This is a genomic window from Fusibacter sp. 3D3 (genome assembly GCF_001748365.1).
GTDB lineage: Bacteria > Bacillota > Clostridia > Peptostreptococcales > Acidaminobacteraceae > Fusibacter_A.
Genome location: NZ_BDHH01000002.1, coordinates 103,727 through 116,261, shown reverse-complemented (window position 1 = coordinate 116,261; position 12,535 = coordinate 103,727). Strand labels below are relative to the sequence as shown.

Genomic DNA, 12,535 nt, shown 5'->3' with positions numbered 1-12,535 from the left:
AGGCCGAGATGAATGATATACTTTATGCAAGTTTAACAGTGCTCTATTTTAAAATTTATCAATATGAAAAGCTGGATTGCGAAGCAGATTATTCGGATATACAAGCCTATATAACCAAGCAATTGTTTGAGCTTGAAAGGGAAGAAAGTGTTCAAAGAAAATATTGGCATAAGTCTTTCGATGTGGTATTTGAAAAGAGTAAAATTCCCTTGAGAGTCATTCAAAACGGCTCAAATCATTATATGAGCGTACAGTTTAAAAATGATCTCAAGATTTTATCTGAGATGGATCCTAAGTTTACTGCGTTTATGAGATGATCCTTTGGGTATATAGCACTTGTGAATCGTAGATATAATAAAATCTAAAAAGGGTTAGGGTGTCAAATCCGAAACTGACTTTTGACACCTTAACCCAAAATAATCTATAAAAAAAATTGACATTCAAACTGCAATATGATATTCTCAAAATGTAATCATTACAAATTGAGAATTCGTATCACTGTTCTGTCAATCCTTTTTTCTGATTTTACAAGCTAAATGCTTTATCAGCATAAATGATTTACAAGGGTGGCAAAAAAATTATGTTTCAATAGGAGGAAGAAAAATGGAAAATTCTAAATTACCTTTATTAGGCGATCAGTTCCCAGAAATGCAAGTTAAAACAACTCATGGTATCAAAAATCTCCCGACGGATTATAGTGGCAAGTGGTTCGTTTTATTCAGTCATCCTGGTGATTTTACACCTGTCTGTACAACAGAATTTGTCGCGTTTGCTAAGAAAAATGATGCCTTTAAAGCGCTGAATGCAGAATTAATTGGCCTCTCGGTAGACCAAGTGTTTTCTCATATCAAATGGGTAGATTGGATCAATGAAAATACAGATACGACTATTCCTTTTCCAGTCATCGCAGATGAACTCGGAAACGCTGCATCTGCACTGGGCATGTTACACCCTGGAAAAGGCACCAATACGGTTAGAGCCGTTTTTATTGTAGATCCAAAGGGCATCTTAAGACTTATGATGTACTATCCACAAGAGATTGGAAGAAGTGTTAACGAAGTTCTGCGTGCACTCAATGCACTTCAAGTTGCCGATAAGCACGGTGTAGCAGCACCTGAGAATTATCCGAACAACGAATGGTTAGGCTCTGATGTTATCATCCCACCCGCTGGAACGGAAGCGCTTAAAGCAGAACGTTTAGAAGATGCTAAGGCAGGCAAGTTTACTTGTAAGGATTGGTGGTTATGCCACAAATCACTTTGATTTGAGTTTGAACAGTGGGTACTAGAGTTTATTAAAAAAAGGGTTAGCCTAATATGACAAATTGCTAAAGAGCTGATATTGCTAGTATTGGCTCTTTTTACTGGTCGATCTTGTAGATGCTCTAAAATTAATGTAACATGTTGATAACAAAGCATGCTACATTATAAGATTTGTGGGTTAGAATTAGGCGGTGGAGAGCGTGAAAAAATCAAAAATAATAGTGGCGATGTCACTCTTGTGCATCGGGATTGTATTTTTAATGTATTATAGTAAAAAGAATTCGGTTGTACCCCATATAGGAGATGCGGAGAACGTAGTCCCGATCAATGCAGTAGAGCCTAAAGAGGATGTCGTCATTTATGAACCTGAAATTTTCATAAACGCAGAGGGTCACACATTGGCAAGTAGAATCAATACACCAAGTGGGTACTCACGAATTGAGTATCCAGAGGAGGGCTTTGAAACTTATCTACGCCATTTTCCATTAAAGGCAAATGGGTCAAAAGTTTTGCTTTACAACGGCAATGAAAAAGGCAATCAATCTGCACATCTGGCTGTGTTTGATATGAATATATCGAACAGAGATCTGCAGCAGTGTGCAGATTCTATTATGCGCGTCTATGCTGAATATTACTATTCAAGTAAACAATATGATAAAATAAAATTTCATTTTGTAAATGGGTTTTTATGTGAATATCAAAAATGGCAAGAGGGGTATCGGATTCAGATCAATGGGAACGACGTCTCTTGGACAAAGACAAAGGGGCATGATGACTCCTATGAAACGTTTGAGCGCTATCTGGATACCGTATTTGCATATGCAAGTACGCTGTCGTTATATCAAGAGTCAGCGCCAATCGATATTGAAGCATTGAAAGTAGGTGCTGTTTTTTTAAAAGCGGGCAGTCCAGGCCATGTGGTTATGGTAGTGGATATCTGTGAAAATGCAGAAGGTGAGAAAGCTTTTTTATTGGCACAAGGGTATATGCCAGCCCAAGAATTTCATGTTCTAAAAAACCCTTCATCGGATACAGATCCTTGGTATTATATGGCGCCATTTTCTTATCCGCTACAGACCTGTGAGTATACATTTGACGCGGGGAGTTTGAGAAAACTGGATTATTAGGGCTAAATCCCTAAAATTAAATTTTATATTGCCAAACACAATATATAGTGATAGTATGGAGTTAAGGAACTACATAAAGTATTTTGGTCATGAAAATGTGAAAAGGGAATCAGGTAAAAGCCTGAGCAGCACCCACTACTGTAAGCCAGACGAGCATATAGAGCCACTGAGAAATCGGGAAGGTATATGTAAGGATGAAAGCCAGCCAGGAGACCTACCAAAATATGAACCAATTTCTCGGGGATGGGGATTTTTATTGGATTAGGCGATAGGATTCTAAATATAGAATTTAGGATTTACAATTGTTCAATTTGAATAAAAAAGACATCGAACACCCGAGAGGGTGTTTTAATTTTGTGTATTTTAACGAAATGAGATGGGGCACATACAAATAGCGCATACAGCGGAGGGAAAAATGATAGACAGTAAAAGATTAGTGGATCTCTATTTAAAAAAAGAAGATTGGCAAGTTAAAGAAAATTCGAACTCACCTTATTCATTTGGTGCACTTAACAAATATATAGCAGGAGAAGTTTCAAAGGATTATTGGCTTACTGGTGTCTATACAGAAGCAATTGCAGAAGGGTATGTGGTGGGTGATTACCACATTCACGATTTGGGCGGTATTACACTTTACTGTTGTGGCTATTCTTTGAGACGCATTATCCAGGAGGGCGTTAAGGGCGTGCCCAATATTCCAAAATCATCTCCAGCAAAGCATTTTGCATCAATTTTAAATCAACTGGCGAATCTCATTACGGTATTTCAAAATGAAATTATGGGTGCTGTGGCATTTAGCTCTGTGGATACCTATCTTGCGCCTTTTATAAAAGAAGATCAGCTCTCTTATGATGAGGTTAAACAGAACCTTCAGAACTTTATATTTTCAATTAACTCGAACTCAAGAGGGGGTGCAGAACCTGCATTTAGCAACATAACACTGGATTTAACACCCCCTAAGGATTTGATTGACACGCCTGTATTTCATGGCAACAGGCTACTGGATTACAATTATAGAGCTTGCCAAAGTGAAATGGATATGTTCAACAAGGCTTTTTACGAACTGATGCAAGAAGGCGATGCTGATGGAAAACCGTTTGCCTATCCAATTCCCACCTACAACATTCATGATCGCTTTGATTTTGACAATCCACTTAACGATGCACTCTGGGAAATGGCGGGCAAATTTGGATATCCTTATTTTGCAAATTTTCTCAACAGTGATATGAAACCTGAGGATGCACGGAGCATGTGTTGTAGACTTAGAATTGATGTCAGAGAACTCGAGCGGAAAAATGGGGGATTGTTCGGAGCAGGTGAGAGCACGGGGTCTATTGGCGTCGTCACATTGAATCTGCCGAGATATGGCTATCTTTCAAAGGATAGAGAAGCACTTTTTAAAATGATTGATAAAAACTTAGTGCTCGCAAAGGAAAGTTTAGAGATTAAGCGTGCTTTTTTACAAGAAAATGTACTAGGAAGGGGCCTTATACCTGCATTTAAAACATATGTGGGTGGCTTTGAAAATCATTTTGCCACAATAGGTCTTGTGGGCTTAAATGAGATGTGTGAAAACTTTTTAGGCAAGTCCATTTTAGAAGAAGAGGGCAAATTGCTTTCCATGGAAGTGTTAGAGTACATGAGAGAAAGATTGAGAGATTTTCAAGAGGAAACGGGCAATCTCTATAATCTAGAAGCGACACCCGCTGAATCGACTGCCTATAGACTGGCACTTAAAGATAAATTCGTCTACCCAGATATTATCACTCAAGGCACTGAACAAACACCTTATTATACCAACAGTTGTCATATCCCTGTCAATCAAATAGAGTCTATAAAGCAAGTGTTTGAGCACCAAAATGATATTCAAGTTCTATTTACAGGGGGGACAGTGGTTCATGTGTACCTAGGAGCGCCGATAACGGGAACACAGGCCAAACAAATTATTAAGACGGTCTGTGAAACGTATAAGGTCCCTTATGTGAGTCTTTCACCTGTAAATCACTATTGCCCAGATCATGGCTATTTGAACGAAGCCGTAGATCAATGTCCGAAATGTCATAAGACTGTTGAGAAATATCAACGGATTACAGGGTACCTCAGAAATGTGAAGTATTTTAATGAAGGTAAAAGAGAAGAGTTTTCAGATCGACATCAGCTCTAGGTGCTAAGAGGCTGGAGGTAAATCATGGCAATTAGATACAAAAGCATTGAAAATGAAAGAATGGAAGACGCCCCTTTTGTGGGGGCACTCATCTGTGCACATTCATGTGCCATCGGATGCAAAGGCTGTTTCAACCAAGATTTAAAAAAAATGCCCTCCGAGGTGAATACAGCTAGCAAAATCGTTGAATTGGTCCTTGAAGACCCTTTTAATAAAGGCTTGATACTCGGTGGTCTTGAATGGTCTGAACAACCGGAAGAACTTATAGAGCTCGTCCAAGCGGCAACACAAAAAAACTTACCCGTGATTATATTTACAGGACATACACTTGAAGCTTTTTATGAAAAAGTGCCTCGTATAAAGAAGATTGAAGGCGAAATTTATATCAAGTATGGGGGCTATAATGAAGCTTTGCTGGAGCCCTCGAAAGTGGTCTATGGTGTGAAATTAGCGACTTCAAATCAAGGGATCGTGTTGCTCAAAGCGACGGGATAATAAAATGGAATAATGTTCATGAAAAGCATCTGTATGATACAGGTGCTTTTCATTTTTGTATTGACGCTATATAAAAAAAATGTTAAAGTAAAGGTGATAAATAAGTTAAGGTTAACCTTAATAAATGAAAAGAGGCCATATGAATCGTGGAGAAGAAGACTATTTAAAAGTTATATATGAGTTACAAGAACACATTTTTGAAGACGATTTTGTGACCAATCAGAATTTAGGCGCTGCTTTAGGACATACGCCTCAAACTGTTAATGAGATGATCAAGAAACTTGTTAAAAAAAATATGATTGCATATGAAAGATATAAGGGTACTAAATTAACAGAGACGGGAAGAGCCATAGCGGTTAATCTGATTAGAAGACATCGATTGTGGGAGAAGTTTCTTGTGGAAAAACTGGGGTACTCTTGGGAATCTGTTCATCAAGAGGCTGAACAATTGGAGCATGTTACGTCAGATGAGTTAGAACTTAAATTGTATGAATTTCTTCAAAGACCTTCTCAATGCCCACATGGAAATGTTATTCCCATGTTAAATGGTTGTTTTGAAGAGATGAAATCCATATCGTTACGGCAAAGTGAACCGGGGAAGCATTATCGTTTGATACGTGTAATTGATGATCCAATATTGTTAAATTATTTAAATCAAATGGACATTTCGTTAAAAGATGAATTTCAAGTGTTAGAAATGGATTTGTTAAATGAAAATATTCATATAAAAAAGGCAAATCAAATTATAATTATAGGATTAAATGTCGCACAAAAATTATTTGTAGAAGAAACCGAGGAGGTTTAACTATTATGAAAAAAAATGTAAGATTTATTGCAATTATTATGGTATTCGTGTCGTTCGCGATGGTGATATCGGGATGTAGTTCGAAGGAAGTTGTAAAAACAAAGCATACAGTGGTTGCGACGACTACGATGTTGGCAGATTTAGCAAGGGTTATCGGAGGCGATGCGATTGAAGTACAAGCATTAATGGGGCCTGGAATAGACCCACATTTATACAATGCCAGTGCTGGCGATGTGGACAAAATGTCTAAAGCCGATCTTTTGGTGTACAGTGGGTTACATCTCGAAGGTAAAATGGGCGATATCTTTGAAAACTTGAAAGGTAGCAATAAAATCATTATTGAAATTGCAGAAGGTCTAGATGAATCTAAACTTATTACAGATCAAATGAGCGGGGCGCATGATCCTCATATTTGGTTTGATGTTTTACTTTGGAAATTGGCAGCTGAAAATCTTTATAATGGCTTTATCGAATTAGATCCAGAGAATGAAGCGATTTATACAAGTAACTTTGAAGCGTACAAAAAAGAATTGGATGCGCTAGATACCTATATTAAAGAACAGGTTGAGTTGGTGCCTGAAAGCGCAAGAATATTGATTACAGCACACGATGCCTTTAATTATTTCGGTAAAGCCTATGGCTTTGATGTGATGGGGTTACAGGGGATTTCTACTCAATCTGAAGCTGGAACGGCAGATGTTACAGAACTCGCTAATTTTATTGTAAAGCACAAGATTAAAGCGCTGTTTGTTGAATCTAGCGTGCCTAAAAAAAATATTGAGGCTCTCCAAGAAGCTGTAGCAGCGCAAGGTTTTGATGTTGCCATCGGAGGCGAATTGTATTCGGATTCATTGGGTTCTGCTGGAACACCAGCAGGGACTTATATTGGGACTGTAAAAGCCAATATAGATACAATTGTAAATGCACTCAAATAATTTGAAACGGAGATGATTTAATGGTTGCTGAAAATAAATATGTCGTAGAAGTAGAAGATATGACCGTTGCTTATCAAGAAAGACCTGTGTTGTGGGACATCGATATAAAAGTGCCAAAAGGTGTGTTAATGGCCATAGTTGGGCCTAATGGTGCAGGCAAATCAACATTGATTAAAGCGATGCTTGATCTTATAAAGCCGATTACAGGTAGCGTATTATTTAATGGGGGCACTTATGCTTCACAGCGAAAATACATTGGTTATGTGCCGCAAAGAGGTAGTGTTGATTGGGATTTTCCGACAACGGTTTTAGATGTCGTGCTCATGGGACGATATGGTCACGTGGGTTGGATTAAAAGGCCTAAAAAAAGGGATAAAAAATTTGCTAGAGAGGCGCTTGATAAAGTGGGTATGGTTGAGTTTGCACATAGACAAATCAGTCAGCTAAGTGGTGGTCAGCAGCAACGTGTTTTCTTAGCGAGAGCACTTGTACAGGATGCAGATATCTATTTTATGGATGAACCCTTCCAAGGGGTCGATGCAAAAACAGAAAAAGCGGTTATTGAAATATTAAAAGAGCTCAGGAAAAAAGGCAAAACAGTCGTGGTGGTTCATCACGATTTACAAACGGTGACAGAATATTTTGATTGGGTTACGTTGCTCAATACTCAGTTGATTGCCAGTGGCCCTGTTGAAGATGTCTTTACTGAAGAAAATCTGAAGAAGGCCTATAGAAGTACGGGTAAAATACTGAAAGGATAGGTGGTCTCATGTCCCTTATAGAAATGTTTCAATCAGATTATACGTTACGACTGGTATCTTTGGGCGCCGCACTTTTAGGAATCATTAGCGGGGTGATCGGGAGTTTTGCAGTGCTAAAGAAGCAAGGGTTACTGGGTGATGCCATATCTCATGCCTCGTTACCAGGGATAGCCATTATGTTTATCATTTTACAAAACAAAAATACAGCGCTATTTATGTTAGGTGCTCTTATGGCAGGGCTGTTGGCAACAGGTCTAATTACAGGCATTTGTAGATTTACGAGAATTAAATACGATAGTGCCATGGCACTTGTACTTTCGGTGTTTTTTGGTGTAGGACTTGTTTTAATGACTTATATACAAAAGATTCCCAATGCAAATCAAGCGGGCATTGACAAATTTATTTTTGGGCAAGCTTCTACTTTGCTTAAGAGAGATGTATACTTTATTCTGATTGTTGGAGTGGTTTTGTTGGCATTGGTTGTGTTGTTTTGGAAGGAGTTTAAAATATTTTCATTTGATCCAGATTACGCACATAGTTTGGGCTTTTCTACGCAAAAACTTTCGATGCTTCTATCCAGCATGATTGTGATTTCTGTTATTATTGGGCTTCAAACAGTAGGGGTCATATTGATGAGTGCTATGCTTGTTGCGCCAGGTGTAGCAGCTCGGCAGTGGACGGATAGACTGTCCGTAATGGTGGTGTTGGCAGGCACATTTGGAGCCTTTAGTGGCGTAGTCGGAACTTTAATCAGTTCTTCAGTTGTGAAAATGCCAACAGGTCCGGCGATTGTATTGATTATTAGCGTTATTGTCGTCATAAGTATTTTAATGTCGCCTAAACGTGGTCTTGTTTGGCGTTATCTTCGTGCACTTAAAAATCAAAAGGATATCAACGGGGATCAAGTACTTTTTAACTTATACGATTTAGCGATGAATCATAAGGACCATTTTCACAGTCATTCTATCGCGGCGATAGCACCCATAAAGACACAAGGTGGTAAAAAATCTGAACTTACAAGACAGGCTCTCAATATGCTTAAGGATAGAGAATTTGTTATTCAAGCTTATTTTGATGAATGGGCAATTACAGAGCGTGGCATAGAATATGTGGCGTTACATCCATTGAAAAAAGGAGGTGGCGCATGAGCGCTCAAATTGAAATTCAACTGATCGCCATTATTGTTGCAGTGGCATGTAGTATTCCGGGTGTATTTTTGGTGTTAAGAAAAATGGCAATGATGACAGATGCTATTACGCATACAATACTGTTGGGAATCATATTAGCATTTTTCATCGTTAAAGATTTAAGTTCACCATTGCTTATACTGGGCGCAGCACTCGTAGGTCTTTTGACGGTTTATCTAGTTGAAGTGCTTCATAAAACAAAACTAGTCTCAGAAGATTCAGCAATTGGAATCGTCTTTCCGATGCTCTTTAGTATTGCGATCATCATTATCAGTAAATATGCTGGCGATATTCATTTGGATACCGATTCGGTTTTGCTAGGCGAGTTGGCCTTTGCCCCTTTTAATCGCTTGAAAATTATGGGGGTCGATATTGGTGCAAAAGCACTTTATACAATGACAATGGTTTTGATTTTAAACTTGGGACTTGTGATCATTTTCTTTAAGGAACTCAAGATCAGTATTTTTGACTCAGGTCTAGCGGCTGTTTTAGGGTTTTCGCCAGTTTTAATTCAATACGGATTGATGGCTTCGGTATCGGTGACAACAGTTGCTGCTTTTGAGGCAGTAGGTTCTATTCTTGTAATTGCTTTTATGATTGGGCCTCCTGTAACTGCATATTTGCTAACGGATGATTTGAAAAAAATGCTGGTTACAAGCGCTTTTCTAGGCGGTCTTAACGCAGTTTTGGGCTATAGAATTGCCTACTTATTTGATGTTTCTATAGCGGGATCAATGGCGATGATGACAGGTATCACTTTTCTACTGGTTTTTATTTTTGCACCGAGTCGAGGGATGATCACAGTTGCACGAAGAAGATATACGCAACATTTAGAATTCACGAAGAAATCCATTCTCTTTCATATGCTTCAACACGAAGGCGAGGCAAATGAAAAACAAGAAAATGGTGTAGAGACGATTTTCAATCACATTAATCAGAGTAAAGAATTTGTTAATAAAATGATGAAAGAGCTTGTAGAGGAGTCGATGATCAGCGTTAATCAAGATGTTTATTGTCTTACTGAAAAAGGAAAAACTTATACAATTGAAAGTTATGAAGAGATTGTTCAAAGTTTTAATACGGAATATACAACATAAATTTTATAGATTTTAATACAACATAAATTTTATAGATTTGAAGGCTTGACAAACGTTCGTCTGAGTGCTAGAATTCACTTGAAGGTCGTTATGGTCTTCAACAATTGAATAGTAAAATTTTTGGTGTGTATCTTTGATACACTTAAAAGGGAAGTTTGGTGTAATTCCGACACGGTCCCGCCACTGTAAAAAACTGTACTGCTCATAACCACTGTGAACAACGGGAAGGGAGTAAGTACGATAGTTTTGAGTCAGGAGACCTGCCAAGAATGTTTGCGCTGTTAAACTCACGAGGATGAGGAGGTGTGATATAAGGCTAGTTAGCTTTATTTATCATGCTCTTTCGGTATTGAAAGAGCTTTTTTATATCATTGCACAGTTTTGATGTGTAATGAGTGAAATGTCCGTGTCTGTTTAGTGGTGCTCAAAATGAGGACTACTTTTTTTGTGTAAAAAGAGATTCAAAATTGATATCAAAATTTGCATTTAAGGAGGCATTTGATGAATATACATGAATATCAAGCTAAAGCAATATTAAAGCAATATGGTGTGTCGGTTCCAGAAGGTTATTTGGTTGAGGCAGTCAATCAACTGGAAACTCAAGCGAGAAAAATACAAACCGATGTCGCTGTTGTAAAAGCTCAGATACATGCAGGTGGCCGAGGAAAAGCGGGTGGCGTAAAAGTTGTCGATTCCTTAAATGCATGTATGGCCGTGGGTACTGAAATGCTTGGCAAACAGCTGGTGACGCATCAGACGGGTCTTAAGGGTCAAAAAATCAGAAAAATTTATATAGAAGAAGGCTGCGAGATCAAAAGTGAATTTTATATGAGTATGGTTTTGGATCGAGCAACCAGCCAAGTTATGATTATTGCTTCTAAGGAAGGTGGCATGGACATTGAAAAAGTTGCAATGCAATCGCCAAATTCAATCCTTAAAATATCGGTGGATCCTTTAATCGGGATAAGAGAATTCCATGTTAGAGTGTTGGCAGAGTCCTTTGGATTATCGACGGAGTTGATGCCAAATTTGGATAAGATCATAAAGGGCATCTATGCTTGCTTTGTGGAAAAAGATTTAAACTTAGTTGAAATAAACCCATTTGTGTTGACTAAAGAAAATGTATTAATAGCACTTGATGCAAAAATGAACTTTGATGACAATGCACTTTTTAGACACCCCGAGATTGAATTGCTGCGTGATTTCAATGAAGAAGATCGTAAAGAAATTGAAGCTTCATCGGTGGGTCTATCTTATGTGGCACTTGATGGTGAAATTGGCTGTCTCGTCAATGGGGCTGGGCTTGCAATGGCGACGATGGATGCCATACATTATGCGGGAGGAACCCCTGCAAACTTTTTAGATGTAGGCGGCAGTGCAAGTGCTGAAATGGTTCATAAAGCACTTGATATTATACTATCGGATGATCATGTCAAAGGCGTTTTCATCAATATATTTGGTGGCATTATGCACTGTAATACCATTGCAAAGGGCATTATTCAAGCGACGCAAGCAATGCCTAGAAGTGTACCCATAGTGGTGAGGCTTGAAGGCACTAATGTTGAAGAAGGTAAGCGGTTATTAGATCATTCAGGTCTGGATATTATTTCAGCAGATACCATGGATGAAGGTGCTGAGAAAATGGTAGCTTTGATCAAGCATAAGGAGGCAATCGCATGAGTATTTGGGTCAATCAAAAAACCAGATTAGTAGTTCAAGGCATTACAGGTTCAGCGGCGAGATATCATACAGAACAGATGCAAGCATATGGAACAAAGATCGTTGCTGGCGTAACACCGGGTAAAGGCGGTACAAAAGTATTCGGTATTCCTGTGTATGATACCATGAGAGAAGCTGTCCAAAAAACTCAGGCGAATACTTCCGTCATATATGTGCCTGCCCCTTTCGCAGCAGATGCCATTATCGAAGCAATAGATGCTAAAATAGAATTGGTGGTCTGTATCACAGAGCATATTCCAGTGCAAGATATGGTAAAAGTTAAGTATTATTTGAAGCACAGTACGACACGTCTCATCGGGCCAAATTGCCCAGGGATTATTACTCCAGATCAAACGAAAATCGGTATTATGCCAGGGCATATCCACCAAAAAGGCACAATTGGTATCGTTTCAAGATCGGGCACATTGACTTATGAAGCTGTTAGTGTGGTTTCAAATGCTGGATTAGGCCAATCCACAGCAGTGGGTATTGGCGGCGATCCCATAAATGGAACAGATTTCATCGATGTGTTAAAAGCTTTTAATGAGGATACTGAAACAGAAGCGGTTATTATGATTGGTGAAATTGGTGGAGATGCTGAAGAAAATGCAGCTGCTTGGATTAAAGCCAATATGAAAAAACCTGTTGTGGGCTTTATCGCTGGCAAGACAGCACCTAAAGGCAAGCGCATGGGTCATGCTGGTGCCATTGTATCTGGGAATAGCGGCACAGCCACTTCTAAAATTATGGTCATGGAAGCGGCAGGTATAGCAGTTGCTGAAAGGCTTTCGGATATTATACCAAAATTGAAGGTAGAACTTGAAAAATATTAGGATTTAAAAACATTTCAATTAGTGCTGGAATGGTCAGACGAAGACTGCATGCTTACGATCCTGAGCAAAGTCCCCTTCATCATGGGCCATCCATCACTAATAAATATCGGCTGACCCCCGATATTTTTTTTGCAATAAAGGTGTCGGATA

Annotated in this window: 12 protein-coding genes and 2 riboswitches; all 12 genes read left to right on the top strand. The window is 38.7% G+C overall.

What is annotated here, in order from left to right; translation table 11 throughout:
- Nucleotides 1–8 precede the first annotated feature (8 nt).
- The 12 genes from F3D3_RS02480 (at nucleotide 9) to sucD (ending at nucleotide 12,385) form a co-directional block, all read left to right on the top strand.
- On the top strand, nucleotides 9–317 hold the full coding sequence (locus F3D3_RS02480) for a hypothetical protein (protein ID WP_069870908.1): 309 nt from the start codon (nucleotides 9–11) through the stop codon (nucleotides 315–317).
- A 286-nt stretch (nucleotides 318–603) separates the two neighbouring features.
- A complete protein-coding gene (locus F3D3_RS02475) occupies nucleotides 604–1,263 on the top strand; it encodes a peroxiredoxin (protein ID WP_069870906.1) in 660 nt (219 codons plus the stop codon).
- 199 nt (nucleotides 1,264–1,462) lie between these two features.
- A complete protein-coding gene (locus tag F3D3_RS02470; protein WP_242877062.1) occupies nucleotides 1,463–2,389 on the top strand; it encodes a DUF4846 domain-containing protein in 927 nt (308 codons plus the stop codon).
- Between the two features lie 67 nt (nucleotides 2,390–2,456).
- Nucleotides 2,457–2,626: riboswitch (cobalamin riboswitch) on the top strand.
- Nucleotides 2,627–2,765: 139 nt separating this feature from the next.
- A complete protein-coding gene (locus tag F3D3_RS02465) occupies nucleotides 2,766–4,553 on the top strand; it encodes a ribonucleoside triphosphate reductase (RefSeq protein ID WP_255364361.1) in 1,788 nt (595 codons plus the stop codon).
- A 24-nt stretch (nucleotides 4,554–4,577) separates the two neighbouring features.
- Entirely contained in the window at nucleotides 4,578–5,048 is a 471-nt protein-coding gene (locus tag F3D3_RS02460) for a 4Fe-4S cluster-binding domain-containing protein (protein ID WP_069870903.1), read from the top strand.
- A 139-nt stretch (nucleotides 5,049–5,187) separates the two neighbouring features.
- Nucleotides 5,188–5,853 (top strand): metal-dependent transcriptional regulator, encoded by a 666-nt coding sequence (locus tag F3D3_RS02455; protein ID WP_069870901.1) that lies wholly within the window; start codon nucleotides 5,188–5,190, stop codon nucleotides 5,851–5,853.
- Between the two features lie 2 nt (nucleotides 5,854–5,855).
- Nucleotides 5,856–6,788 carry a metal ABC transporter solute-binding protein, Zn/Mn family gene (locus F3D3_RS02450; protein ID WP_069870900.1) on the top strand — a complete coding sequence of 311 codons (933 nt, stop codon included), beginning with the start codon at nucleotides 5,856–5,858 and terminating at the stop codon, nucleotides 6,786–6,788.
- 20 nt (nucleotides 6,789–6,808) lie between these two features.
- Nucleotides 6,809–7,549 (top strand): metal ABC transporter ATP-binding protein, encoded by a 741-nt coding sequence (locus F3D3_RS02445; protein WP_069870898.1) that lies wholly within the window; start codon nucleotides 6,809–6,811, stop codon nucleotides 7,547–7,549.
- A 23-nt stretch (nucleotides 7,550–7,572) separates the two neighbouring features.
- Nucleotides 7,573–8,697: a metal ABC transporter permease gene (locus tag F3D3_RS02440; protein WP_374700056.1), complete on the top strand. Its 1,125-nt coding sequence runs from the start codon at nucleotides 7,573–7,575 to the stop codon at nucleotides 8,695–8,697.
- On the top strand, nucleotides 8,694–9,833 hold the full coding sequence (locus F3D3_RS02435) for a metal ABC transporter permease (RefSeq protein WP_069870895.1): 1,140 nt from the start codon (nucleotides 8,694–8,696) through the stop codon (nucleotides 9,831–9,833). Before F3D3_RS02440 ends, F3D3_RS02435 begins: the two co-directional genes overlap by 4 nt.
- A gap of 104 nt (nucleotides 9,834–9,937) precedes the next feature.
- Nucleotides 9,938–10,116: riboswitch (cobalamin riboswitch) on the top strand.
- A 218-nt stretch (nucleotides 10,117–10,334) separates the two neighbouring features.
- Nucleotides 10,335–11,513 (top strand): ADP-forming succinate--CoA ligase subunit beta, encoded by a 1,179-nt coding sequence (sucC, locus tag F3D3_RS02430; RefSeq protein WP_069870893.1) that lies wholly within the window; start codon nucleotides 10,335–10,337, stop codon nucleotides 11,511–11,513.
- Nucleotides 11,510–12,385 carry a succinate--CoA ligase subunit alpha gene (sucD, locus tag F3D3_RS02425; RefSeq protein WP_069870891.1) on the top strand — a complete coding sequence of 292 codons (876 nt, stop codon included), beginning with the start codon at nucleotides 11,510–11,512 and terminating at the stop codon, nucleotides 12,383–12,385. The genes sucC and sucD overlap by 4 nt, the downstream gene beginning before the upstream one ends.
- Nucleotides 12,386–12,535: the final 150 nt, after the last annotated feature.

Excerpts from the sequence above, each read along its gene's own strand:
- F3D3_RS02480 (WP_069870908.1), top strand. The coding sequence starts at position 9 with ATGAATGATATACTTTATGCAAGTTTAACAGTGCTCTATTTTAAAATT.
- F3D3_RS02475 (WP_069870906.1), top strand. The coding sequence starts at position 604 with ATGGAAAATTCTAAATTACCTTTATTAGGCGATCAGTTCCCAGAAATG.
- F3D3_RS02465 (WP_255364361.1), top strand. The coding sequence starts at position 2,766 with ATGGGGCACATACAAATAGCGCATACAGCGGAGGGAAAAATGATAGAC.
- F3D3_RS02460 (WP_069870903.1), top strand. The coding sequence starts at position 4,578 with ATGGCAATTAGATACAAAAGCATTGAAAATGAAAGAATGGAAGACGCC.
- F3D3_RS02455 (WP_069870901.1), top strand. The coding sequence starts at position 5,188 with ATGAATCGTGGAGAAGAAGACTATTTAAAAGTTATATATGAGTTACAA.
- F3D3_RS02445 (WP_069870898.1), top strand. The coding sequence starts at position 6,809 with ATGGTTGCTGAAAATAAATATGTCGTAGAAGTAGAAGATATGACCGTT.
- F3D3_RS02440 (WP_374700056.1), top strand. The coding sequence starts at position 7,573 with ATGTTTCAATCAGATTATACGTTACGACTGGTATCTTTGGGCGCCGCA.
- F3D3_RS02435 (WP_069870895.1), top strand. The coding sequence starts at position 8,694 with ATGAGCGCTCAAATTGAAATTCAACTGATCGCCATTATTGTTGCAGTG.
- sucC (WP_069870893.1), top strand. The coding sequence starts at position 10,335 with ATGAATATACATGAATATCAAGCTAAAGCAATATTAAAGCAATATGGT.
- sucD (WP_069870891.1), top strand. The coding sequence starts at position 11,510 with ATGAGTATTTGGGTCAATCAAAAAACCAGATTAGTAGTTCAAGGCATT.